General features: G+C 70.8%; 20 protein-coding genes. 8 read left to right on the plus strand and 12 right to left on the minus strand.

The features are described 5' to 3' along the window. The 4 genes from KDM41_02465 to KDM41_02480 form a co-directional block, all read right to left on the minus strand. On the minus strand, positions 1 to 394 hold a 394-nt coding region (locus tag KDM41_02465; protein ID MCB1182267.1), incomplete at its 3' end, for an acylphosphatase. Then, entirely contained in the window at positions 364 to 1,227 is an 864-nt protein-coding gene (gene hypB, locus KDM41_02470; GenBank protein ID MCB1182268.1) for a hydrogenase nickel incorporation protein HypB, read from the minus strand. The genes hypB and KDM41_02465, both read right to left, overlap by 31 nt. A gap of 44 nt (positions 1,228 to 1,271) precedes the next feature. Beyond that, complete coding sequence (locus KDM41_02475; protein ID MCB1182269.1) at positions 1,272 to 1,604, minus strand: hydrogenase maturation nickel metallochaperone HypA; 333 nt, start codon at positions 1,602 to 1,604, stop codon at positions 1,272 to 1,274. Positions 1,605 to 1,615: 11 nt separating this feature from the next. Further along, positions 1,616 to 2,332 (minus strand): sulfite exporter TauE/SafE family protein, encoded by a 717-nt coding sequence (locus tag KDM41_02480; protein MCB1182270.1) that lies wholly within the window; start codon positions 2,330 to 2,332, stop codon positions 1,616 to 1,618. Positions 2,333 to 2,786: 454 nt separating this feature from the next. On the opposite strand from KDM41_02480, the gene KDM41_02485 reads away from it, so the two are divergent. The 6 genes from KDM41_02485 to KDM41_02510 all read left to right on the plus strand — a co-directional run bounded on the left by KDM41_02485 (position 2,787) and on the right by KDM41_02510 (position 8,762). After that, complete coding sequence (locus tag KDM41_02485) at positions 2,787 to 3,902, plus strand: hydrogenase small subunit (protein MCB1182271.1); 1,116 nt, start codon at positions 2,787 to 2,789, stop codon at positions 3,900 to 3,902. Between the two features lies 1 nt (position 3,903). After that, positions 3,904 to 4,788, plus strand: a complete 885-nt coding sequence (hybA, locus tag KDM41_02490) for a hydrogenase 2 operon protein HybA (protein ID MCB1182272.1) — start codon at positions 3,904 to 3,906, stop codon at positions 4,786 to 4,788. After that, the gene (gene hybB, locus KDM41_02495) at positions 4,785 to 5,960 is read left to right on the plus strand and encodes a Ni/Fe-hydrogenase cytochrome b subunit (GenBank protein ID MCB1182273.1); all 1,176 of its coding nucleotides are present in this window, start codon (positions 4,785 to 4,787) and stop codon (positions 5,958 to 5,960) included. The genes hybA and hybB overlap by 4 nt, the downstream gene beginning before the upstream one ends. A gap of 9 nt (positions 5,961 to 5,969) precedes the next feature. Next, positions 5,970 to 7,667: a nickel-dependent hydrogenase large subunit gene (locus KDM41_02500; GenBank protein ID MCB1182274.1), complete on the plus strand. Its 1,698-nt coding sequence runs from the start codon at positions 5,970 to 5,972 to the stop codon at positions 7,665 to 7,667. A gap of 218 nt (positions 7,668 to 7,885) precedes the next feature. Then, positions 7,886 to 8,368, plus strand: a complete 483-nt coding sequence (locus KDM41_02505) for a hydrogenase maturation protease (GenBank protein ID MCB1182275.1) — start codon at positions 7,886 to 7,888, stop codon at positions 8,366 to 8,368. Next, complete coding sequence (locus KDM41_02510; protein MCB1182276.1) at positions 8,361 to 8,762, plus strand: hypothetical protein; 402 nt, start codon at positions 8,361 to 8,363, stop codon at positions 8,760 to 8,762. Before KDM41_02505 ends, KDM41_02510 begins: the two co-directional genes overlap by 8 nt. A 64-nt stretch (positions 8,763 to 8,826) precedes the next feature. Here KDM41_02510 and KDM41_02515 read toward each other — a convergent pair whose 3' ends face one another. The 3 genes from KDM41_02515 to KDM41_02525 form a co-directional block, all read right to left on the minus strand. Next, positions 8,827 to 10,026: a hypothetical protein gene (locus KDM41_02515; protein ID MCB1182277.1), complete on the minus strand. Its 1,200-nt coding sequence runs from the start codon at positions 10,024 to 10,026 to the stop codon at positions 8,827 to 8,829. Further along, positions 10,019 to 12,802, minus strand: a complete 2,784-nt coding sequence (locus KDM41_02520) for a serine/threonine protein kinase (protein MCB1182278.1) — start codon at positions 12,800 to 12,802, stop codon at positions 10,019 to 10,021. The genes KDM41_02515 and KDM41_02520 overlap by 8 nt, the downstream gene beginning before the upstream one ends. Positions 12,803 to 12,887: 85 nt before the next feature. Then, positions 12,888 to 16,127 carry an FG-GAP repeat protein gene (locus tag KDM41_02525; GenBank protein MCB1182279.1) on the minus strand — a complete coding sequence of 1,080 codons (3,240 nt, stop codon included), beginning with the start codon at positions 16,125 to 16,127 and terminating at the stop codon, positions 12,888 to 12,890. A gap of 211 nt (positions 16,128 to 16,338) precedes the next feature. Here KDM41_02525 and KDM41_02530 point away from each other — a divergent pair, with 211 nt between their 5' ends. Further along, a complete protein-coding gene (locus tag KDM41_02530; protein ID MCB1182280.1) occupies positions 16,339 to 17,535 on the plus strand; it encodes an acyloxyacyl hydrolase in 1,197 nt (398 codons plus the stop codon). 3 nt (positions 17,536 to 17,538) lie between these two features. Here the strand turns inward: KDM41_02530 and KDM41_02535 are convergent, their stop codons facing one another. The 5 genes from KDM41_02535 to tyrA all read right to left on the minus strand — a co-directional run bounded on the left by KDM41_02535 (position 17,539) and on the right by tyrA (position 22,613). Further along, a complete protein-coding gene (locus KDM41_02535) occupies positions 17,539 to 19,056 on the minus strand; it encodes an NAD(P)-dependent oxidoreductase (GenBank protein ID MCB1182281.1) in 1,518 nt (505 codons plus the stop codon). 16 nt (positions 19,057 to 19,072) lie between these two features. Further along, positions 19,073 to 19,519: a ubiquinol-cytochrome c reductase iron-sulfur subunit gene (locus KDM41_02540; GenBank protein MCB1182282.1), complete on the minus strand. Its 447-nt coding sequence runs from the start codon at positions 19,517 to 19,519 to the stop codon at positions 19,073 to 19,075. Continuing rightward, positions 19,516 to 19,764, minus strand: coding sequence for a HypC/HybG/HupF family hydrogenase formation chaperone (locus tag KDM41_02545; GenBank protein MCB1182283.1), 249 nt, complete (start codon positions 19,762 to 19,764; stop codon positions 19,516 to 19,518). Before KDM41_02545 ends, KDM41_02540 begins: the two co-directional genes overlap by 4 nt. Positions 19,765 to 19,839: 75 nt before the next feature. After that, a complete protein-coding gene (locus KDM41_02550; protein ID MCB1182284.1) occupies positions 19,840 to 21,471 on the minus strand; it encodes a cation:proton antiporter in 1,632 nt (543 codons plus the stop codon). Further along, entirely contained in the window at positions 21,468 to 22,613 is a 1,146-nt protein-coding gene (gene tyrA, locus KDM41_02555) for a bifunctional chorismate mutase/prephenate dehydrogenase (protein ID MCB1182285.1), read from the minus strand. Before tyrA ends, KDM41_02550 begins: the two co-directional genes overlap by 4 nt. Before the next feature lie 165 nt (positions 22,614 to 22,778). Between tyrA and KDM41_02560 the strand changes: the two genes are divergently transcribed. Beyond that, positions 22,779 to 23,461: hypothetical protein (locus KDM41_02560; protein MCB1182286.1), on the plus strand; the 683-nt coding region annotated here is incomplete at its 3' end.

A 23,461-nucleotide genomic window follows, 5' to 3' on the forward strand; every position in this document is an offset into this window, starting at 1 on the left:
GGTCGCGGATCTCGCGCAGGCAGTCGGCGCACGTGGCCACGTCGGGCGGGATCAGGGTGCTGGTGCCCGGCGTGTCCGCCGAGGCCACGATGACGAAGTCGGCCGCGGTGGGATCGGGGGGGACGGTCTCGGCCTGCAGCGACGTGATCCGGGCCAGGGGCGGCGCTTCGGCCATGAGCCGGCGGGCGAACTCGTCGAGGACGGTCGCCGGTCCCTGCACCGCGATCACCACGCCGGCGCTGGTGTTGCTGACCTCGCCGGCCAGGCCGAGGCCGTGCGCGAGGTTGTAGACGAAGGGACGGAACCCGACGCCCTGCACGATGCCGTCGACGCGCAGGCGCCGCCGGATCGCTCCGTCGCCGGTCACGCCCCCGGCCGCCGGTCCCGCAACCAGGCGTACCAGCCGTCGAGTCCCTCGCCCGTGGTGGCGGAGACGCGCCCGAACTCGAGCCGCGGATTCACGCGCCGGGCGGCCTCCTCGCAGGCGTCCACGTCGAAGTCGACGTAGGGCAGCAGGTCGATCTTGTTGATCAGGCAGAGGTCGGCGGCGGCGAACATGGTCGGGTACTTCAGCGGCTTGTCGGCGCCCTCGGTCACGCTGATGACGACCACCTTGGCCGCCTCGCCCAGGTCGAACATGGCCGGGCACACCAGGTTGCCCACGTTCTCGATCATCAGCACCGAGCGGTCGCCCGGGGCCAGTTCGTCGCAGGCCCGCCGGATCATGGCCGCGTCCAGATGGCAGCCCTTGCCCGTGTTCACCTGGATCACCGGCGCGCCCGTGGCGGCGATGCGGTCGGCGTCGTTCAGGGTCTGCTGGTCGCCCTCGATCACCGCGACGGGGAACTCGCCCTTCAGGTCGGTCAGCGTGCGCTCGAGCAGGGTCGTCTTGCCCGAGCCCGGCGAGGAGACCAGGTTCAGGGCCAGGATGTCCTTGGCCTCGAACCAGCCCCGGTTGCGCTGGGCCAGCAGGTTGTTCTGCTGCAGGATGTCCTGCTCGACCTGCAGGGTGCGGGACGCGCCGTGATCGTGGGGGTGGTGATGGTCGTGTCCGTGGTCGTGGTGATGATGGCCATGATCATGATCGTGGTCGTGGTCGTGATCGTGGTGGTGGCCGTGCCCGTGGTCATGATGATGGTGCCCATGGCCCCCGGCCGCGCCGGCCTCGCCGGGCTTCCGGAAGGTCACGGCCTCGGGGGGCTGTCCGCATCCGCAGCTGTCGCACATGGCGTCGCTCCTGTTTCCTATGTCCAGGCCGCGGGGCGGCCGTCCTAGTCGACGTTCAGGGCCCTGACCCGCAGCTCGCGGCCGGACGTCACCGTCACGATGGCGCCGTCGCAGGCGGGGCAGACCGCCGCGGCGAAGTCGATCTCCACCTCGGCGTCGCAGTCGGGGCAGTGGCCGCGCCCCGGGATGGCGTGGACCACGAGGGTGGCCGTCTCGGCCAGGGTGCCGCGCCGCGCCACCTCGAAGGCGAATTCGAGGGCCGGGATCTCGATGCCGGCCAGGGCGCCCACCTCGACCTCGATGGTGTTGATCACGGCGGCATCGGCGCGACGGGCCTCGCTCTCGGCGATGTCGAGGATCCCCACGGCGATGCTCATCTCGTGCACGGCTACAGCCCGAGGAAGCGGATCGCCATGCCGCTGCCGAGGATGGCGCCGCCGGCCAGGGCGTGGGCATAGCGCTCGGCCGCGCCCAGGGGCAGCAGCCGCACGCCGCGGTCGGCCAGCACGACCATGCCGAGCATGGTCGCGATGGTGACGACGCCGAAGATCGCCGTGACCGCCACGAGGCCGCCGAGGCTGGCCTGGGCCGCCGGATACATGAGGATCGGGATCAGCGGCTCGCACGGTCCGAGCACGAAGATGATGAACAGGGCCCACGGCGTCAGGTTCGTCTGGCCGGCCGGCGCCTCGTGCACGTGGGCGTGGGCGGCGTGGTGGTCGTGGTCGTGCCGGTGGACGGTGCCGTCGCCGTGGGCGTGCCGGTGGGTGTGCACGCGGCCGCGCCGCGCCTGGCGCAGGCCCCACACGGCGTAGAGCAGTCCGAACGACATGAGCAGCCAGGCCGCGATCTCGCCGCGCGTCCCCTCGATGATCTCGAGCTTGCCGACCGCCACGCCCAGGCCGATGCCCACGGCGCCGAGCACCACCGAACTGAGCACGTGGCCGAGTCCGCACAGGGCCGTCGTCGTCAGCGTGCGGCCCAGGCCCCAGCGGCGGGCGCGACCGATGACGATGAAGGGGAGGTAGTGGTCCGGACCGGTGATCGTGTGCACGAAACCGATGGTCGCGGCGGTGACGGCGAGGATGCCCAGGTCGGATTCCATGGCGACTCCGATCGGCGGCCGCAGCCGCGGGGAGAAGGAAGTCCGGGCTTTCCGGGAAAGCTCCGGAAGGAAAATGTTATCACGCCGGCAGCCGAAGTCCAGCGGATTGTCGAAACCCGCGTTTTCGAACCGAATTCCTGTACCTGTTAAAATTATACTCGGTAAGTGAGCGTTGATGGACATCTAACCTGTTATTATTTGTCAGGTTAACGTATGTTGATCTCGGGGTAGGGACGCCGGGATGCGAAGATCGGCGACAATGAGAACAAAATTCATTATAAACGCTTATAGACAACGAATTTGATCTTGATAAAAAATCAACAAGATTGCTGAACATGCACTTCCGAAATGGTAGGTTCTTGCTCCTGTTGAGCGCGTCGACAGAGTAGTCGGGGCCGGCCGGCGAAGGGTGAATGACCACCCCGCGAAGGGCCCCGTTGGCAGGAGGACCTCCATGGACCCGACCCGCATCCCGCATCCGAACTCGCCCGAGACCACCGCCCGCAAGATGGGCCGCCGCGACTTCCTGCGCGTCATCACCGCCGCGGCCGCCTCGATCGGTCTGTCCAGTTCGGTGGCCGTGAAGATGGCCGAGGCCGCGGCCGCCGGCCTGAAGCCGTCGGTCATCTGGCTGCACTTCCAGGAATGTACCGGCTGCACCGAATCGCTCCTGCGCACGTCGCACCCGGACGTGGCCGAGCTCATCCTCGACCTGATCTCGCTGGACTACCACGAGACCCTCGCCGCGGCGGCCGGCTACCAGATCGAGAAATCGCTGCACGACGCCATGGAGCAGCACAAGGGCAAGTACGTCCTCGTGGTCGAGGGCGCGATCCCCGAGAAGGACGGCGGCGTGTACTGCAAGGTCGCGGGCAAGACGGCCCTCGACTCGCTGCGCGAGGTGGCGGAGCACGCGGGCGCCATCGTGGCCATCGGCTCGTGCGCCTCGTTCGGCGGCATCCCGGCCGCGCCGCCGAACCCGACCGGCGCCACGGGCGCGCCCATGATCCTCAAGGACAAGACCGTGGTCACGATCCCGGGCTGCCCGGCCAATCCCTACAACTTCCTCGGCGTGGTGCTGCAGTACGCCACCCTGGGCACCCTGCCGGCCCTCGACGAGAAGGGCCGGCCGAAGTTCGCCTACGGACGCGTGATCCACGAGGACTGCCCGCGGCGGCCCCACTTCGACGCCGGCCGCTTCGCGCAGCAGTTCGGCGACGAGAACCACCGCAACGGCTACTGCCTCTACAAGCTGGGCTGCAAGGGCCCGGCGACCCACGCCAACTGCTCCCTGAAGCACTTCAACGACGTGGACGGCTGCTGGCCCATCGGCATCGGGCATCCCTGCGTGGGCTGCACCGAGCAGCAGCTGGCCTTCCGCGTGCCCATCCACACGACGGTCGACATCGAGCGGCCGACACCGCCCGACACCTACCCGCCCATCTTCGCCGAGCACAAGGGCCCGAGCCCGGCGGCGACGGCCGTGGGCGGGGCCGTGGTCGGCGCGGCCCTGGGCGCAGCCTGGGTGAAGTCGCGCAGGCTCGACGCCGAGGACGAGGGGGAGGAGTAGCATGGACCGCACGAGACGATCCTTCCTGAAGGGACTGGCCATCGCCGGCACGTCGGCCGCCGCGGCCGCGGTGCCGGTGGTGAGCGAGGCGAGCCAGGCCCGCCACGCCCCCGAGGACGCGGTGGGCATGCTGTACGACACCACCCGCTGCATCGGCTGCAAGGCCTGCGTCGTGGCCTGCCACGAGGCCAACGACCTGCCGCCCGACAACCGCACCGACGCCCTGCACGACCAGCCGCAGGCCCTGAACGACCGCACCAAGAACATCATCAAGCTCTACAAGGAAGAGGGCCGGCGGTCGTACATGAAGCAGCAGTGCATGCACTGCATCGATCCGGCCTGCGCCGGCGCCTGCATGATCGGCGCCCTGCAGAAGCGCGAGCACGGCATCGTGACCTGGGATCCGAACCGCTGCATCGGCTGCCGCTACTGCCAGGTGGCCTGCCCCTACAGCATCCCGAAGTTCGAGTGGGAAAGCACGAACCCGCGCATCGTCAAGTGCGAGCTCTGCAACCACCGCATCAAGGACGGCGGCATCCCCGCCTGCTGCGAGGTGTGCCCGCGCGAGGCGGTCGTGTACGGCAAGTACACCGAGCTGCTGGCCGAGGCGAAGCGGCGCCAGGCCGAGCACCCGGGCCGCTACGTCGACAAGATCTACGGCGAGCACGACGGCGGCGGCACCCAGGTGCTGTACCTCTCGCACGTGCCCTTCGAGAAGCTCGGCCTGCCGACCCTCGGCGAGAAGTCGGTGCCCAGCCTGAACCGCACCATCCAGCACGGCATCTACAAGGGCATGATCGCCCCGGCGGCGCTGTACGCGGTCATGGGCGGCGTCATGCTGCGCAACCGGAAGAAGAACCGGGACGAGGAAGGGGGGGACGCATGAGCGGACACAAGGCGACACCCGTCGGCGGACCGCTGCTGACCCGGACCACGGGCACCCTGCTCGCGATCACCCTGGTCGGCGCGGCGCTGGCAATCTGGCGCTTCGCGGTGGGCCTCGGCCCCTCGACCGGCCTGAGCGACGGCTACCCCTGGGGCATCTGGATCGCCTTCGACGTGGTCACGGGCACGGCCCTGGCCTGCGGCGGCTACGCCATGGCCCTGCTGGTCTACATCTTCAACCGCGGCAAGTACCACGGCCTGGTGCGGCCGGCGCTGCTGACCAGTGCGCTGGGCTACTCGGTGGCGGCCATCGGCATCATCATCGACGTGGGCAAGCCCTGGTACATCTGGCGCATTCCCGTCTCGGTGGGCAAGTGGAACCTCGACTCGGCGCTGCTCGAGGTGGCGCTGTGCGTGATGACCTACGTCATCGTGCTGTGGATCGAGCTCTCGCCCGCGTTCCTCGAGAAGTGGGGCGAGAAGTCGGGCCTGGCGCGCGGCCTGGGGGCCTTCATGGACAAGGCCCTGATCTGGTTCATCGCCCTGGGCATGGTGCTGCCGACCATGCACCAGAGCTCGCTGGGTTCGGTGATCATGCTCGCCGGGCCGCGGCTGCACGGCCTGTGGCACACGGGCTGGCTGCCGTTCCTCTTCCTCGTCTCCTGCATCGCCATGGGCTACGCCGTGGTGGTCATGGAGTCGACGCTCTCGAGCCGGGCCTTCGGGCGCGTGCGCGAGGACCGCATGCTGGTCTCGCTCTCGAACGTGATCGCCTTCGTGCTGCTGGTCTTCGTGGCCGTGCGGCTGATCGACCTGGTCGTCACGGGCAAGACGGCGCTGCTCTTCGGCGCCGGCGGCCTGAGCGCCCTGTTCTGGGTGGAGATGGCCCTCTTCCTCGTGCCGGCGCTGATGCTGCTGGCCGGTCGCGGCCACCTGGGCATCGGCACCATGTTCCGCGCCGCCCTGATGATCGTGTTCGGCGGGGCCATGTACCGCTTCGACGCGTACCTGGTCGCCTTCAACCCGGGCCCCGGCTGGGCCTACTTCCCCAGCGTGCCCGAGATCGTCATCACCCTCGGCCTGGTCGCCATGGAGATCCTGGTCTTCATCGTCCTGGTCAAGAGTTTCCCCATTCTCAGCGGCACCCGTCCGGCGGCCGCCGCAACCAAGTAGGGAGTGGATATGAGCAAGCGAATCACCGTCGATCCCGTGACCCGCATCGAGGGCCATCTGCGCATCGACGTCGAGGTGGACGGCGGCCAGGTGACCAAGGCGTGGTCGTCCGGCCAGATGTGGCGCGGCATCGAGAACATCCTCAAGGGCCGCGACCCGCGCGAGGCCTGGCTCTTCACCCAGCGCTTCTGCGGCGTGTGCACGACCGTGCACGCCATCGCGTCGGTGCGCGCGGTGGAGAACGCCGTGGGCATCGAGGTGCCCCTGAACGCCCAGTACATCCGCAACCTGATCGTGTCGGCCCATGCGATGCACGACCACATCGTGCACTTCTTCCACCTGTCGGCCCTCGACTGGGTCGACGTGGTCTCGGCCCTCGACGCGGACGTGGCGGCGACGGCGAAGCTGGCCCAGTCGCTCAGCCCCTGGCCGCGCAACAGCCGCCAGGAGCTGCAGGCCGTGAAGGACCGGCTCTCGGGCTACGTGGCGCGCGGCCAGCTCGGCCCGTTCGCCAACGGGTACTGGGGCCACAAGGCCATGAAGCTGCCGCCGGAGGTCAATCTCCTGGCCGTGAGCCACTACCTGCAGGCCCTGGACTACCAGCGCGAGATCAACAAGGTCGTGGCCATCCTGGGCGGCAAGACGCCGAACATCCAGAACCTGGCCGTGGGCGGCGTGGCCAACGCCATCAACCTGGACAGCCCCTCGACCATCAACATGAACACCCTGTACCAGATCAAGAACCTGCTCGACGACGTGCAGGCCTTCATCAAGGACGTGTATCTGACGGATGTCTGCGCCATCGGCGCCATGTATCCCGACTGGCTGGGCTACGGCAAGGGCGTCGTGAACTACCTCGCCGTGCCGGACCTGCCCCTGGACACGGCGGGCACGAAGTTCGACCTGCCGGGCGGCACGATCATGAAGGGCGACCTGGACACCTTCAAGCCCATCACGAGCTTCGGCGAGGACTACTTCGGGAAGAACGTGACCGAAGGCATCGCCCACTCGTGGTACGAGGGCGACTGGGACCGGCACCCGTACGAGGAGGACACGGTCCCCAACTTCACCGACTTCCAGGACGACGGGAAGTACAGCTGGATCAAGTCGCCCCGCTTCGGCGGCGAGGTGATGCAGGTCGGTCCGCTGGCCCAGGTGCTGGTCGGCTTCAAGGGAGGCCACGAGCCCACGGTGAAGTGGCTGACCTGGGCGGTCGACCTGGCCAGCAAGGTGGCCGGCACCCAGCTCGGTCCCCAGCACCTGCACTCGACCCTGGGCCGCCATCTGGCCCGGGCCGTGCGCACCGCGGTGATCGGCGAGCTGGCCCAGAAGCACTGGCAGCTGCTGGTGGAGAACATCGCCACCGGCGACACCGACACCTTCAACGCGCCGACCTTCACCGGCACCCAGATGGGCTTCGGCTTCCACGAGGCGCCGCGGGGCACGCTGTCGCACTTCATCGTCATCCAGGACGGGAAGATCGCCAACTACCAGGCGGTCGTGCCCTCGACCTGGAACGCGGGGCCGCGCGACGCCCAGAACCGGCCGGGCCCCTACGAGGCCTCGCTGGTGGGCAACCCCATCGCCGATCCCGAGCGGCCGCTCGAGGTGCTGCGGACGATCCACTCGTTCGATCCGTGCATTGCCTGTGCGGTGCACGCTTTCGACGTGGATGGCAAGGAGCTCGGCGTGGTGCGGACGTTGTAGTCGAGGCCTGCCCGGCCCCCGATAGCACTTGCGGCGCGATGTCCTCGGCCTTTGGCCTGCGGATTACGCGCCGCGAGTGCTATCGGGGGCCGGGCACGACGACGACAATGTCCCACGAGCGCAGATCCATGCTATCCTCGGCGCAAACATGACCTGGAGGTGGAGGCACTGTGGCGACTGAGGCGAGGATTGCGGTGTTCGGGGTGGGGAACGTGCTGATGGGGGATGATGCCCTGGGGCCGACGGCCATCGCGCACCTGGTGGCGGGGTACGAGTTTCCGGCCGGGGTGCACGTGGAGGACCTGGGGACGCCGGGCAACGACCTGCACCCGCAGCTCGCGGGGCGCGACCACATCATCCTCGTCGACGTGGTCAAGGCGGACGGCACGCCGGGCGAGGTGCGCGAGTACCGCCGCGAGGCGATCCTGGCCCACGCGCCGGGGCTGCGCACCGGGAGCCATGATCCCGGCCTGAAGGAGGCCCTCTTCGCCCTCGAGTTCGCCGGCGAGGAACCGGAGCTGCTGCTGGTGGGCGTCGTGCCCGGCGAGATCGGCCATGCCAAGGGGCTGACGTCGGCCGTGCGGGTGGCCCTGCCGGCGGTCGAGGCGGCGGTGCTGGCCGAGCTCGAGCGGCTGGGTGTTCCCGCGACGCCGCGCGCGGCGCCGGCCGCGCCCGAACTGTGGTGGGAGCACGATGGGTAGCGCGGCGCTGTGGCGGCGCCTCGAGGGCATCGGCATCGTGCTGATCGCCCTGCACAGCTTCCTGATCGGCGTGGCGCTGCTCGTGGCCACGCGCTGGGTGCTCGACTTCGCCGGCTGGACCGGCATCGACTCCCTCTTCTTCCCGCGCCAGTCCGGCGCCTTCCACATCGTGCTCGCCCTGGGCTACCTCATCGAACACCGGCGCACCGGCGGCATCTCGCTGCTCATCCTCGCCAAGGCCACCGCGGTGGTGTTCCTGCTCGTGCTGAGCCCGGCGGTGACGTCGTGGTCGGTGAAGTTCAGCGGCGTGTTCGACGGGTTGATGCTGGCGGGGATGGTGGGGGTGCGGTTGATGCTGCGGAGGGCGTTGGGGGACGGTCGGGTGGTCAGGTGAAGAAGCCCCTGGCCGGTGGCGGACGGGAAAGATCGCGCTGGTGAAACAGGGGGCGGCGATCCTGCTACTTCCCGATCCCGCGCAGATCGTAGCAGCGGATCCGGACCGTGGACGGGTCGTGGGCCGGGGGCATGGGCTCGCCCGGCGGGGGCAGATCATCCTCGACGCCCAGCAGGTGCACGAGCCGGCCCCGCGTCAGGAAGACCCGGTCATGGGCGGGGTCGTGGGCGACGACCAGGTCGACCCGGGCGAGCCGCGCGCCGTCGCGGTCGACGACGTCGTACACGCCCATGGATTGCCGGTCGTCCGGGTCCAGGCGGGCGACCGGCTGCACCAGGATCCGGTCGCGGTCGAGCCAGCGCACCGACGCGATGCGGGGAACGTGTCGCGTCCGCTTGCCCTGCAGGGTCTGCGCGGTCGCGCGGGCGAGCACCTCACGGTCTTCGTTCGGCTCGGCCAGGGGCACCACGGTGGCGTCATCGCCCGGGTGGCCGCGGCGCAGGCGGTAGCTCCCGTCCGGGTCGGCCCAGACCATCTCTCCCGTTTCCAGCATGTCCCAGCCGTCATGGACCAGGGTGTAGGCCGTTTCGGCGACCTCGATCGTCGCCGGCGCGCCGGGTGAGGCGGCGACGCGCATCAGCAGGCGGGGCCTGCCGTCGCGGACCTCCAGCAACTCCGGGATCGCCGGCGTGCCTTTGGCGAAGTCGCCGTCGACGATGTCCTTGCGCTGCATGGCCCAGAGGAAGTTGTCCGCGTCGCGGGCGACGAAGCGCATCGCGTACCCCGCCGGCCACATGGCGTCCAGTCCCCGGATGGGGAGCGAAGTCCCGGGCGCACCCTCCGGCACGTAGCGGACGAGGTCGGTGCAGAACGTGTTGACGCCGTAGCAGACGCCGTCGGCGCCGACGGAGATCAGGCCGGGGATGCCCGGCACGGCCCGACCGCCATCCCCGTCGCGGAGCGGGGCCAGGGGCCGGCCGTCCGCTCCGAGCCGCCGCACGACCCCGCCGAAGATGTCCAGGAGGTGGACGGTGCCGGTGCTGTCGACGTCCACGGAAGCGACGTAGGCCAGGGGCGGATCGCAGCGGTCGCCGGTGGTCTCGAACACCAGCCGCGGCCGATGGCGCACGGCTTCGGCCGTGACCGCGACACCGGCCGGAGCTCGCCCGGCGGCGAGCGGCAGCCCGAGGACCAGCGCCACCAGCGCCACGCCGCACCGACCGGGTCCGCCGCGGAGCGGCCGGCTGCCGGCCGTCCTACTCATCGGGATTCCGGCCCAGGTCCCGGTACTCCTGCGCCCGCGCCGAATCTCCCAGGGCCACGTACACCCGCGCCAGGGTGCGCGCCGCCTTGCGCGCCCGGGTGTTGAGGGGGCCGTCGTCCCCGCGCTGGCTCTCCCAGCATTCGCTCAGCAGCGCCTCGGCCGCGGCCAGGTCGCCGGTCTCGAGGCGGAATTCGCCCAGCCGCTGCAGCGACTCGGCGATCTCCCGATGCCCCGCGGGCAGGGCCTCGCGCCGGATCGTCAGGGCCTCGACCAGCAGCGGTTCGGCCTCGTCGTAGCGCCCCTGCTGCATGAGGGCGCCGCCCAGGCCGTGCAGGGCCCGCGCGGTGTTGTTGTGCCCCGGCGGCATCGTCTCGCGATAGATGCTCAGCGCCTCGCCGAACGATTCCTCGGCCGCCTTGGCGTCCTCGCGCCCGAGCTGGGAGAGCCCGAGCAGGATCCAGGCGTGGGCCGTCGAAGGATGGCGCGGTCCGTTCGACGCCTGCTTGACCCGCAGGCTCTCGCGCAGCAGGCGCTCGGCGTCGTCGTACCGCTTCAGGCCGTAGTACTTGATGCCCAGGTTGCCCGCCGCGATGGCCGTGTGCGGGTGGTCGCGGCCGAGCACCCGGGTGCGGATCTCCAGGGCCTCCTCGGCCAGGGCCAGGCCCTCGTCGCGCTTGCCCGACTGGAAGAGCAGGTTGGCCAGGTTGGCCGCACTGGTGGCCACCTCGGGGTGGTCGGTGCCCAGGATCTCGCGGTTCAGGCGCAGGCTCTCGCGGTAGAGCTGCTCGGCCTCGTCCATCTCGCCGTAGGCGGCCAGGGCCACGGCCAGGTTGTTCATGCTCTCGGGGACCTGCGGGTCGGCGTCGCCGAGCAGTTTGCGGTCCAGGCGCAGCACCTCGCGGAAGAGCGGGATCGCCGTCTCCAGGTCGCCGAGCTCCTCGGTGGTCGACGCCACGTGGTACATGGCCTCGTTGATGAGCTTGTGCTCGGGCCCGTAGGCCGCCTGCCGGATCTCCAGGGCCCGCCGGGCCAGCGGCAGGGCCTCCTCGGGCCGGCCCTCGTCGCGCACCAGCCACGACTTCTGGAGCAGCGACTCGGCCACGTCGGGCGCGTCGTCGCCCAGGGTCTCGCGCCGGATGCGCAGCGCCTCGTCGACCAGCGTGTCGGCCTCGGCGTACAGGCCCAGGTTCTGGTACACCGCCCCGATCGTGTTCATCAGCCGGGCCCGCACCACCGGCTGCTCGCCCAGCTCCTGCCGGATGCGCTCGGCGCCCTGGTCGAGGATCTCGCGGGCGGTGATGGTGTTGCCCCGCGCCTCGCCGGGATCGTTCACCAGGAACAGCTCCGCCAGGAAGTCGCTCACCTCGCGGGCCGCCGCGGCCTCGGTGCGCGCCTGGGTCTCGGCGCGCACGGCCCGGTCGCGCTGGCGTTCGACACGCTGCGACTGCACCAGCGTGTTGAGCAGCAGCGCCGTCAGCAGGATCGAGATCACCACGAACAACGTCACGCCCAACGCGTTGCGCCGGATGAACTTGTTGGCGCGGTAGGTCCAGCTGTCGGGCCGGGCCCGGACGGGCAGCTGGGACCGGTAGCGGCGGATGTCCTCGGCCAGGGCGTCGACCGACGGGTAGCGCCGTTCGGGATCCTTGTGCATGGCCATGAGCACGATGTTGTCCAGGTCGCCCTGCAGCTCCTTGCGCAGCCGTTCGACGCTGCGGCCGCGCAGCCGGCTGATCTCCTCGGCGGTGGTGGTGCCGCCGCCGCTCTGCGCGCCGCCGGCCCCGCCGGTGGGGCCGTCGTGTTCGGTGACGGCGGTGCTCGGCCGGCTCGGGTCGTGGTCGCGGAAGACCTTGCGGATGTCGCCGAAACCGTAGCTGTCGAAGCGGTACGGCGTGCGCCCGGACAGAAGCTCGTAGAGCAGGGCGCCGAGGCAGTACACGTCGGTGCGGGTGTCGATGGGATGGTCGATGATGCCGGCCTGCTCGGGGCTCATGTACTCGGGCGTGCCGAGGATCTGGCCGCTCTGGGTCATCAGGGTGCCGCCGGTGAGCGGATCGGACACGGCTTTGGCGATGCCGAAGTCGATGACCTTGGTGCGGTCGCCCTCGGGCGTCGCCTGGGCGAGCACGTTCGACGGCTTCAGGTCGCGGTGGATGATGCCGCGCTGGTGGGCGTGCTGCACCGCGCCGCACACCTGCAGGAAGAGGTCGAGGCGCTGGCCGGGCGTGGCCTGGGCGCGGTCGCAGAAGCGGGTGATGGGCTCGCCGTCCACGTACTCCATGACGTAGTAGGGGCGGCCGTCGTCGGTGGCGCCGGCGTCGAGCACCTGGGCCACGTGCGGGTGGTTCATGAGGGCGAGGGCCTGGCGCTCGGTGCGGAAGCGGGCCACGACCGCGTCGGTGTCCATGCCGCGCTTGATGATCTTCAGGGCGACGGTGCGGCGCAGGGGCGCGGTCTGCTCGGCGCGGTAGACGACACCCATGCCGCCCCGGCCGAGCTCCTCGCCGATGGCGTAGGGCCCGATGGCATCGGGCGGTGCCGCGTCGCGGTCCGCGCCGGCGAAGGCGGCCCCGGCCAGGTCCGGATCGAGCACCGGCCCGGCGGTGCCGGCCAGCCCCGCCACCGAGTCCTCGTGGGCGAGCAGGTCCACGATCTCGCGGCGCAGGTTGTCGTCGTCGCCGCATTCGGCGTCGAGCAGCGCGGCGCGCTCCGCCGGCGACAGCGGCAGCAGCCGCGGCAGCAGGGCGCGGATGCGGGCGTAGAGTTCCTTGTCCATGGCCGGGTCGGGCTCCTCTCTGCGGAGACGTATTATTCCCGCCCGGCCATGGTCGCGTCAATGATGGGCTCCCGCGCGGCTCCGCCTACTTCACGAGCGTCACCTTGATCCGGCTCGCGCCCGAGTCGGCCTGCAGCAGGGCGAAGTACACGCCCGAGGCCAGCGCGCGGCCGGCGTCGTCGCGGCCGTCCCAGGGCAGGCGGTGCGGGCCGCCGTCGAGCGGACCGCTGTGCAGCGCGCGCACCAGGCGGCCCGACACGTCGTACACCTTCAGTTCGACCTGCTCGCGGCCCGGCAGCGTGAACTCGAACCGGGTCGCCGGATTGAACGGATTCGGCACGGCGCGGGCCAGGGCCGCCGGTCCGACCGGCACGTCGTCGTCCACCGGGGCGGCCCAGGGCAGGTACCGGAAGCCGTACAGGGTGTCGGTGCCGGGCTGGCCGGTCAGCCAGGGCCCGTGCGGCTGGTACGGGTTGGCGGCGGCGGCCCGGATCCGCCAGCGGTAGCGTTCGCCGCCGAGCAGGGCCAGGGCCGGGTCGGCCGCGACGGGTGTGCCCGCGATGTGGGTCGCGCTCGGCGTCCAGGGTCCGGCCCCGGTCTGGTCGTAGGCCTGGCGCTCGGTGCCGACCTGCCACTCCAGACGCATGCGGGTGCGGCCGGCGGGGGCCCAGGCCCGGAGCCGGAATCGCGGCGCGGCGGCGCCGTCCATGGCGCCGCGCAGGGCGATGGGCGCGTCGGCCTGGGTGGTCAGGCGCGGCAGGGCGGGAAAGGCGAGGGACTCCTTCCGGCCGAAGGGCCCATAGGTGCGCCACTGGCCGGTGGCGCCGTCGTCGAAGGGCATGCTGACGCCGAGTTCAGGGAAGCCGTCGCCGTCCAGGTCGCCCACCGCGGCGATGCCGATGTCCGCGCCGCCGGTGCCCAGGCCGATCGAGCCGGTCTGCTGGGTCCCGGGGTCGAGGTCGTAGATCGACACCGACGTCTGGGTGCTCTTCCAGGTGGCGGCGACGCAGGTCCGGCCGGCGCCGTCGTAGTCGCCGAGCCCGCTGACCGACTCGCCGAAGCGCGCGTTGGGGATCTCGGGTCCGTCGAGGTCGATGCGTCCGGCGAGGCCCCGCTGGCCGCCGAGATAGACGTGGACGCGTCCGGCGTTCGGGCCGTGGGTCGTGTCGCCGGGGCGGCCGACGATGAAGTCGGCGTAGCCGTCGCCGTTGACGTCGCCCGCGGCGGCGACGTGGCTGCCGAGGGATGCGCCGACGCTGCCGCCGCCGATGACCTTGAACCATGTCGAGGAGATCCCCGCCGGGTCGCCGAAGTAGAGGGCGAAGGCCCCGGCGTAGTTCCCCGCGTCGTAGGAGAAGTAGGGAATGCCCACGACCAGGTCGTCGAGGCCGTCGCCGTCGAAGTCGCCGATGATGTCGAGCTCGGGACCCACGTAGGTCTCCGCCTCGCCGGGGGTGAGGTCGACGTAGCCGGTGCTCTGCATGCCCTGGGCCGAACCGAAGAAGACGCGCACGAGGCCCTCGTCGATCTCGTCGCCGTCCCAGAGCTGGGCGCCCACGGCGATGTCCGCGAAGCCGTCGCCGTTGAGGTCGCCGCCGCCGCACACGGCGAGTCCGAAGTCGGCCCCGGCCTGCTCGGTGAACACGTAGCTCCAGTAGGCGGGCTGGGGGCCCGACGCCGAACCGTAGTAGACCCGCACCTCCTGGCCGAGCTGGTCGCCGACCACGAAGTCCGCGTAGCCGTCGCCGTTGACGTCGCCGGCGCCGTCGGCGGAGATGCCGAGCCGGCCGCCGGACCCGCTGCCGGTGTCGGTCCAGTCCGGGGTCGGCGACAGGCCGTACTGGTCGCCATAGTAGAGCTGCACCTCGCCGGACGGCGTCGTCGTCGGCGCCCCGACGACGAGGTCGTCGTAGCCGTCGCCATCGACGTCGCCGGCGCTCCCGAAGCCGTAGCCCAGGAAGACGTTGCCGGTGCCGACCCGGCTCTCCATGAGGGGCGGGAAGTAGTCGATCTCGCGGCCGCCCTCGTAGAGATAGACCGTGCCGGCGCCGTTGGCGGCCAGCGGGTCGGAGACGAGGAAGTCGCCCAGGCCGTCGCCGTCGACGTCGCCGGCCCCGCCCATGATGTCGCCGAAGAAGCCCGCGCCGATCATGACCGACTGGAGCACGGGGATGCCGTCGCCGAAGTACACCGTCACGTCGTGGTTCACGCTGCCGCTGACGACGAAGTCGGTCCGGCCGTCGCCGTTGAAGTCGCCGATGCCGGCGACGGTCTCGCCCCAGTCGGAGCCCAGACCGCTGCCGTTGCGCAGGAGCGCGGCGGGGCCCAATCCCCCGGGGGCCCCGCTCGCGATGTAGACGGCGCCGACGCCGTTCGCGTAGTTCCGCACGCCGAATACCGCGTCGGCGAAACCGTCGCCGTTGAAGTCGCCCACCCAGGCGACCTCCGAGCCGAAGCGGTCGTCCTCGTAGGTGCCCACGTGTTCCCAGCTCGGGCTCGAGGGCAGGCCCGCGGCCGAACCGAAGAAGGCGAGGGCCTTGCCGTGGTTGTCGTCGAAGAGGCCGGCGTCGTAACCGGGCTGGCCGACCATCACGTCGGCGAAGCCGTCGCCGTTCACGTCGCCGAGGCCGGCCACCGACCAGCCGAAGTCGGCCGCCGTGTCGCCGCCGCGCCGGTTCCAGACGTGGGTGCCGTCCGGGCCGTCCGCGCTGCCCAGGTACAGGTAGGCGGCGCCCTGGACGGGAATGTAGAACGGCGAACCGTAGCCGCCCCAGCCGGGGGCGCCGGCGATCACGTCGTCGTAGCCGTCGCCGTTGACGTCGCCGGCGAAGGCCACCGACCAGCCGAGGTGGGCGTCCTCCTCGTTGATCTCGTCCGTGGCGGCAAGGGTCGGGCCGGACGGCCCCCCGACGAAGAAGTAGAGCCGGCCCTCCTCGCTGTGCCCGTTGGAGAGGTAGGGGGCGGCCACGACGAAGTCGTCGTAGCCGTCGCCGTTCATGTCGCCGGCCGGGGCGATGGCCTGGCCGAAGCGGCCGTCGGCCGTGTCGCCGACGTGGTTCCAGTAGGGACCGGCCGTCAGCCCGTCCGGCCCGCCGTAGTAGAGGGCCACCTTGCCGCGCGAGGAGTTCGGGGCGGCGCCGAAGTCGGGCGCGCCCACGGCCACGTCCGAGTAGCCGTCGCCGTTGACGTCGCCCACGGTGACGGCCGCGTCGCCGTGTCCTTCGCCGACCACGCCCGTGGTCGACCAGTCCGCATTGAAGTCGAAGCGGGCGTCGGCGGCCGACGCCGCGAGCATCAGTCCCAGCCATATGGTCAAGGTGCGCATGGCATCCCTCCAGGATCGGGTTGGTCTTGTTTCCCTCCTCCCATGCGCCGAACCGTCACCGATCCGGCCACGCCGCGAAGCGCACCGACCCCGGGCTCCCCTTGCCGGCTCCGTTCGGGTACAATGGGGCCGGCGCGCCGGGGCCGAACTCCACCGGTGCGCAGCGCGACTCCGAACGTGGGTAAACGAATCCATGAAAACGACTTGCTGGATGCGTGGCGTCCCGGCCCGCCAGGCCGTCCTGGCCCTCGCGGTCGCCTGCGCGACGGCGGCGCCGGCCGCCTGGGCCGATCCTGCCCCGGCGGGCTTTCCCGGCCCGTCGTCATTCGTGCGCGGGGCCTACCAGGCCGGCGCCGTGCTCGGCACCAACGACTTCCTCAACGGCGACAACGCGGCCGGACGTCCCATCGACAGCTACCATTCGGTGCGTCTGGAGTACGGCCGGCACACCGACGGATCGCGGGACTGGCACCATGCCTTCAACTTTCCCTCCTACGGCCTGGGCATCTACGGCGCCGATTTCTTCAACGACGAGGAGCTGGGCACGCCGACGTCGCTGTACGGGTTCTTCGTCTGGCCGCTGGGACGGTCCGGCCGCTGGACCTTCGAATTCGAGACGGCGTTCGGCTTCACCCACAACTGGAAGTCGTACGATCCCGTCGACAACCCGCACAACATCGCCCTGGGCCTCGGCCGCTCGGTGCACATCGAGGGTGGCCCGGCGGCGGCGTACCGCCTGGCGGACCGCTGGTCGCTCATCGGCGCGGCGACGTTCACCCACTTCTCCAACGGCGGCACCCAGAACCCGAACCATGGGCTCAACACCGTCGCGCCCATGCTCTACGTGAAGTACGACACCAGCGACCCGGTGCCGATCCCGACGCGGCGCGCGCCCAGCTACTTCCCCCCGGGCTGGGACCTGACGACGACCTTCTCCTCCGGCCGCCGCAACCTGAACCTCGAGCTGGCCGAGCCGGCCCTGCGCGGCGACTACCTGAACCGCGACTACTTCATCGGGAACCTCACGCTGGGGCTCGGGCGGGCATTCTCCAACAAGACGCGCGTCGTCGGCGGCCTCGACTTCTGCTACGACGAGTCCGTGCCCGACCTCATCGTCCTGGACGGGATCAATCGGGGCGTCAACGCGCGCGGCGAGGCGAGCGACAAGCTCGAGCTGGCGGCTTTCGCGGGCTACGAACTGACGGTCAACCGCACCCACGCCCTGCTGCACCTCGGCTACAAGCTCTGGTACCGCGACGTGCCGGGGCGCCTGCCGGAGTTCTACCAGCGGCTGGGCATCAAGCATTTCGTGTACGGGGACTGGTTCGTGGGCCTGAACGTGCGCTTCCACGAGCTGGGCAGCGCGGACAACCTCGAGTGGAATGTCGGCTACGCGATGGAGATCTAGGGCTCAGCGCCCGGGTTCCCCGCTCCGCACCGTGTCGGCCCCCTGCGGCTCCTCGTACACCTCGAGCACCTGGTCGATGCCGAAGCGGATGGTCATGGAGATGCAGGCGTAGAGGTTGGCCTTCATCTCGGCCCCCTCGGGGTCGCGCAGCAGGGTCTTCACGCACACCTGGTCGATGGTCTCCAGGGCGCCCACCAGCTCCTCGGCCGTGAAGCCCTCGGCACGCCGGCGCAGGGCCAGGTCGCGGCAGTACGACATGAAGTCGAGCTTCATGCGCGTGCGGATCGCGGAGAAGAGGTTGCGCAGGATGAGCCGGTGGTTCCACTCGTGCTCGGCCTCGTCCAGGCTCTGGTAGCTGGCGAAGCGGGTCCTGAGGATGGTGGTGCAGTCCTCGATGATCGCCTGCTTGTGCTTCTGCAGCAGCGAGTGGATGTGCAGGTTGGCGCGCAGGCGGGCCTGCTTCATGGCGCCGCGGTTGCGCCGCGTCCATTCGATCTGGTCGTAGCGCATGTTCTCGATGAGGAAGGGCAGGCGATAGAGCACCTCGAGGCGGTGGCTCGGCGCCCAGTCCAGCCGCTGGCGGCTGTGGCCCGCGTCGATGGTGAGCTGCTTGTCGACATACTTCGCCATCCACGGCCGCTCGAACGGGCGTTCCGGCATGAAGCGTCCCACCAGGCAGCGCGTGTGGATGCCCAGCGGCACCAGCGGACGCGGCACCAGCAGCGGTTTGCGCGGTGTCTCGAAGTAGTAGTAGGTGGCGGTGGCGAAGAGCTGCTTGTGGCTCACGGCGCCGTCCGGGCTGCAAATGAGGATCTCGCCGTCCCGCAGGTCGGCCTCGCGCCGCAGCACCCGCCGCATGAAGCTCACCGCGTCGTTCACGTGCAGGTAGGGGATGGCCGACTGGCCGCGTCCGCCCAGGATGCGGCAGTTCCAGGCGTTGGACAGCCACGTGAGCAGGAACATGTACAGCGGGGGATACTCGCACCAGTCCGAGAAGAGCGCGGCGAAGCGCACGATCACCGACGGGAAGTGGTCGCGGTATTCGGCCAGCATGCGCTCGCCGATGGCCTTGGTCTGGGCGTAGATGTGGTCGCCGTCGGGCGGGCTGAGCTCGTCGAGGGCGCCGCCCGGCGCGGGGAAGTCGCACGCGGCCACCGAGCTGGAGAACACGAACCGCTTGGGCTGCAGGGCCTTGCAGTGCTCGAGGATGTTGCGCAGACCCTCGACGTTCGTGCGGTTGTACTCCGGATGGTCCTCGCCCGTGAAGTCGTAGTGGGCCGCGAGGTGGATGACGATGTCGATGGGGTCGCCCTGCCGGATCTCGGCGAAGACCTCTGCGAGGGTGAAGGGATCGCCGATGTCGACCTGGTGCCAGGTGATGTTCTCGTGGAACGGGGCGCCGCACCGCGCCTGCGAGCGGCGGGCCAGGCTGACGATGCGGTAGCGGTCCTTCAGGGCGTCGAGCAGGTGGCGGCCGATGAAGCCCGAGGCGCCGGTGACCAGGATGCGGGGCAGGGCCATCGCGGATACCGCTCCCTTACACGTCGACGATCACGTCGCCGTTCTCGATGGTCACGGGCAGCAGGTCGAGATCGCGGCGCGGGGGCCCGTAGATGGGATGCCCCTCGGCGTCGAAGCGCCCGTCGTGGCAGGGGCACAGGTACACCTGCTCGTCGGGCAGCCACGCCACGGTGCAGCCCTGGTGCGTGCACCACAGCAGGCGGGCCGTCACGTGGTCGCCCTGCCTGATCAGCTCGATCTGCCGCTCGCCGTGGGTCAGGTTCACGCGCTCGCCCTCGGGCAGGGTGTCCAGGGCGTGGCGCAGGGGGCCGGTCACGTGCTTGTGCTCGGGCAGGTCGCCGGTGCAGCCGGCCAGGTTCATGGTCGTCAGCAGCGGCACGCAGGCCGAGGCGGCGGCGAGGCGGCAGCCCCGGACGAGGAAGCGGCGGCGGTCGGCGTCGGGTGCGGGGCGCGGAGGCTTCATGGCGACGGCTTCTCCGGGATGGGAGGCTCGCCGAGCTGGCGCAGGGCGTCGAGGGTCTCGGCGGCCTCGGCCTCGTCGAGCTGGGCCAGGGCGAAGCCCGCATGCACCAGCACGTAGTCGCCCGGCTCGGCGTCCGGCGTGTAGGCCAGGCAGACCTCGAGGGTCGACCCGTCGAAGTCGACGGTGCCCATGCGCATCAGGCCGTCCTCGACGGCGACGATGCGGCCGGGTACTCCGAGACACATGGCGGGAAGCCTCCCGTTGGGGTCCATTCGACCCCTTGATAGTAACGTCTCAATTGCCGGGATTCCAGTCGGACTTCAGGCGTTTTCGCGGGGCTGCAGGTTGGCCAGGGCCTCGTCGCCCAGCCGTTCGCCGACGGCGACCTCGTCCACCGCCACCGCATGCGCCCCCAAGGCCTCGTACCGCTCCCGGTGCGCCTTGTAGTGCGACCGCACCACGATGCGCGCGCCCGGGCTCAACTGCCGCACGTGGGCGATGGCCAGGGCCGTGGCCTCGCTGCCGGGGGTGGTGATCACCACCAGGCAGGCCTCGCGCACGCCGTGGTGCTCGAGGGCGTCGACCTGCTGGATGTCGCCGATCTCGCCGTGCACGCCCATCTCCCGGGCGCGGGTGATCGACTGGCCGTTCAGGTCGACGACGGTGATGTCGCGACGGCCGGCGGCGAGCAGGCGGCGCACCACGTGGCGTCCGGCCGGGCCGAAGCCGAAGACGAAGATGCGGTCGGCGGGGCGGGCGGTGGTCGCGTCCGGGTCGGTGCGGGGCCCGCGCGAGAGCAGCCGGCTCAGGCGCGTGGCCTGCCCGATGAGCAACGGCGCCAGGATGAGCGACATGATGACCACCGACACCATCAGCTGCCGCGCGCCCGGCCCGAGCACGCCGGCGTCGGCGCCCTCGGCCCCCAGCACGAAGGCGAACTCGCCCACCTGCGCCAGGGTGATGGCCGAGGCCAGGGAGAGGCGGAACGTCTGGCCGGTGGCCCGGAAGAGCAGGGTCACGACCAGCGTCTTGATCACGATCAGGGCCAGGGTGATGCCCAGCACCAGGGGCAGGTTCTGCACGATCCACACCGGATCGGCCACCATCCCGGCCGCGCCGAAGAAGAGGGTCAGCAGCACGATGCGCAGGCCGGTGACGTCGGCGCGGATCTGCACCGCGAAGGGCGAACTGCCCAGCATCATGCCCGCCACGAAGGCGCCCATGGCCGGCGAGATGCCCACCTCGTGGGCCAGCACCGCCGCGCCGATGCCCGTGCCCACGGCGAAGAGCACCGACATCTCGCGGTTCTGCTCGAGGGAGAAGGTGGCCAGCAGCCGCGCGGCGACCAGGTTCAGCAGCACCCAGAGGGCCGCGGTCATGGCCGCGAAGCCGCCGAGGGTGCGCAGGAGGGCGTCGAGGGGATCGCCGCCCGCCCCGCCCAGCAGCGAGACGATGATCACGAACGGGATCACGGCCAGGTCCTGGGCCAGCAGCACGGCGATGGCGTTGCGCCCTTGCAGGCTGCCCAGCTCCGAGCGGTCGGCCAGCACCCGCAGCACCGACGCCGTGCTGCTCAGGGTGACCATCAGGGCCACCACGACGGCCGCCGGGAGGTCGAGCCCCACCGCGACGGCGATGGGCAGGGCCACCAGCGGCGTCAGCGTGACCTGCAGGCCGGCCGCGAGCAGGGGGGCCCGCCCGAAGGCCCGGATGCGCGCGAAGGAGAACTCGAGCCCGAGGCCGAAGAGCAGCAGCGACACGCCCAGTTCGGCGATGACGTCGACGTCGTGGGTCGCGCCGACCAGGCCCAGGCTGCCGGGCCCGCCCAGGACCATCCCGGCCACGAGGTAGCCCACCAGCGGGCTCAGTTTCAGCCGGATGCAGACGGCGCCGAGCACGATGGCCGCGCCGATGAGCAGGCCGATGTCGACCAGGAGGGACCACAGGTTCATGCGGGATCTTCCTCGGTGCCGGCGAAGCGGTCGGCCAGGCGGTGGATCAGGTAGCCGCTCTCGGTGCGGGCCCGGGCGGCGAAGTCGCCGAAGAACTCCCCGATGGCCTCGAACTCGCGGATGAAGCCCGCCTTGTCGTCGTGGCGCACCAGGTCGGCCAGCTGCTCGTGGTGGGCGAGGAAGCGCAGCAGCAGGGCGCGGCGCTCGGCGTCGGCGAAGACGATGTCGGCGTACAGCTCGGCGTTCTGGGCGAAGATGCGGCCGGTCATCATCAGTTCGGCCCGGTAGATGGGGCTGCTCAGTTCGAGCACGTCGGCGGGCGAGAGCTCGCTGGCCCGCATGAACGACCCGTGCAGCAGGGCGACGAAGTGCCGCAGGCCCTGCACCTGGTGCATGACACGGTCGTGCTTCTCCGGCGCGAGCTCGCGCACGCGCAGGCCCCACAGGCGGAACTGGTCGAGCAGCCAGGCCGCGGCGTCGGGCGCGCGGCCGGGGCAGGCGATCACGAGCTGCTTGGAGAGGTTGCCCACGTCCGGCCCGTGCATGGGGTGCAGCCCGACCACGGGGCCCGGATGGGCGGCCAGCATGGCGGCCAGGGGCGCCTCCTTGTGGCTGGTGAAGTCGGCCAGCAGCGTCGTGGGCGCCAGGTGGGGGGCCAGGCGGGCGATGACCTCTTCCGTGACCCGGATCGGCACCGTGACCACGGCCAGGTCGACGCCGGCGCACAGGTCGTCGACGCGGTCCCAGTCGTTCGCGTCGAGCACGCGCACCTCGTGGCCGCTGGCGGCGAAGGCGCGCCCGTAGCAGCGGCCCAGCTGGCCGGCGCCGCCCACCAGCAGCACCCGCCGCGGGCCGCCCGGCGCGCAGGGGAAGTCGGCCTGGGACTGCCGCGCCCGCGAGCTGCTCATGATCATGCGCAGGAAGTCCTCGGCCCACTCGGGGTCGAGGCCCTCGGTGGCCGCCGCGTCACGGAAGGCCGCCACCTTGGCCCGCTCGCGCTCGGGCACGAACACCGGCAGGCCGGCGGTGATCTTGGCCGCGATCACCTCGGCGGCCAGCTCGTTGCGCTCGCGCAGCAGTTCGAGCAGGCGCGCGTCGATGGCGTCGATGCGGCGGCGCTGGTCGTCCAGGGGGGCGGTCATGGGCGCGTCCTCGGGTTGGGGTCCGGCGTCATGTTGCCACGGATCCGGGGGATCCGCCACGGCGGAGGCGCGGCCAGGAGGGGGAATTGACCGGAAGCGGCGCCGGCCGTACCATCATGGACTCGTGGGGCATGATCAAGGGGGCATTCCGCGAGGTATTCCGTCATGCATGCAAGGGGACCGTTCCGCTTCTCCGCCTTCATTCTCGGCGCCGTCCTGTGCGGGGCGTCCGTCGCCGCCGCGGCGATGTCGCCGGCTTCGTCACCGACGTCCGGGAAAGCTCTCGTTCTCGACGGCCACGTCGTCCACGACGTCGGCGATCTGTGGAGCCACCAGTCGAACTGGGGCCTGATCGGCAGCATGCCCACGGCGGGCGGTTCGTATTCCGACGCACCGTCGGCCATGTGGCCCGCGCGGTCGGGCGTCGAATACCTGTGGGCCGCCGGGCTCTGGGTCGGCGCGCGCGACGGCGCCGGCGTGCCCCACGTGTCGACCGCGGGCTACTTCTCCGAGTTCCGCCCCACCGCCGCCGCGGGCGACACCATCCACCAGACGTTCCAGGGTGCGCCCGGCGGCAACCGCTATCCGTTCGCCGATCCCGACGACGACGGCGACGGGCGCGAGGATGAGGATCCCCTCAATGGCCTGGACGACGACGGCGACGGCCTGGTGGACGAGGACTTCGCGGCCGTCGGCGACCAGCATTTCGCGTCCCGCTACGGCGATGTCCACGACTCGCTGCACCTGCTGCCCGACCACGTGCCTCTCGGTCTGACGATCCGGCAGCAGTCGTTCCAGTGGGCCGCGCTGGCCAACGGCCGTGTCATCGGCTTCGAGTTCACGATCAC

The sequence above is a fragment of the bacterium genome (assembly GCA_020440705.1).
Taxonomy (GTDB): domain Bacteria; phylum Krumholzibacteriota; class Krumholzibacteriia; order LZORAL124-64-63; family LZORAL124-64-63; genus JAGRNP01.

Bases quoted from the DNA above. Each gene is read 5' to 3' on its own strand.
- hypB (MCB1182268.1), bottom strand. From the start codon at position 1,227: ATGTGCGACAGCTGCGGATGCGGACAGCCCCCCGAGGCCGTGACCTTC.
- KDM41_02475 (MCB1182269.1), bottom strand. From the start codon at position 1,604: ATGAGCATCGCCGTGGGGATCCTCGACATCGCCGAGAGCGAGGCCCGT.
- KDM41_02480 (MCB1182270.1), bottom strand. From the start codon at position 2,332: ATGGAATCCGACCTGGGCATCCTCGCCGTCACCGCCGCGACCATCGGT.
- KDM41_02485 (MCB1182271.1), top strand. From the start codon at position 2,787: ATGGACCCGACCCGCATCCCGCATCCGAACTCGCCCGAGACCACCGCC.
- hybA (MCB1182272.1), top strand. From the start codon at position 3,904: ATGGACCGCACGAGACGATCCTTCCTGAAGGGACTGGCCATCGCCGGC.
- hybB (MCB1182273.1), top strand. From the start codon at position 4,785: ATGAGCGGACACAAGGCGACACCCGTCGGCGGACCGCTGCTGACCCGG.
- KDM41_02500 (MCB1182274.1), top strand. From the start codon at position 5,970: ATGAGCAAGCGAATCACCGTCGATCCCGTGACCCGCATCGAGGGCCAT.
- KDM41_02505 (MCB1182275.1), top strand. From the start codon at position 7,886: ATGGGGGATGATGCCCTGGGGCCGACGGCCATCGCGCACCTGGTGGCG.
- KDM41_02510 (MCB1182276.1), top strand. From the start codon at position 8,361: ATGGGTAGCGCGGCGCTGTGGCGGCGCCTCGAGGGCATCGGCATCGTG.
- KDM41_02515 (MCB1182277.1), bottom strand. From the start codon at position 10,026: ATGAGTAGGACGGCCGGCAGCCGGCCGCTCCGCGGCGGACCCGGTCGG.
- KDM41_02520 (MCB1182278.1), bottom strand. From the start codon at position 12,802: ATGGACAAGGAACTCTACGCCCGCATCCGCGCCCTGCTGCCGCGGCTG.
- KDM41_02525 (MCB1182279.1), bottom strand. From the start codon at position 16,127: ATGCGCACCTTGACCATATGGCTGGGACTGATGCTCGCGGCGTCGGCC.
- KDM41_02530 (MCB1182280.1), top strand. From the start codon at position 16,339: ATGCGTGGCGTCCCGGCCCGCCAGGCCGTCCTGGCCCTCGCGGTCGCC.
- KDM41_02535 (MCB1182281.1), bottom strand. From the start codon at position 19,056: ATGGCCCTGCCCCGCATCCTGGTCACCGGCGCCTCGGGCTTCATCGGC.
- KDM41_02540 (MCB1182282.1), bottom strand. From the start codon at position 19,519: ATGAAGCCTCCGCGCCCCGCACCCGACGCCGACCGCCGCCGCTTCCTC.
- KDM41_02545 (MCB1182283.1), bottom strand. From the start codon at position 19,764: ATGTGTCTCGGAGTACCCGGCCGCATCGTCGCCGTCGAGGACGGCCTG.
- KDM41_02550 (MCB1182284.1), bottom strand. From the start codon at position 21,471: ATGAACCTGTGGTCCCTCCTGGTCGACATCGGCCTGCTCATCGGCGCG.
- tyrA (MCB1182285.1), bottom strand. From the start codon at position 22,613: ATGACCGCCCCCCTGGACGACCAGCGCCGCCGCATCGACGCCATCGAC.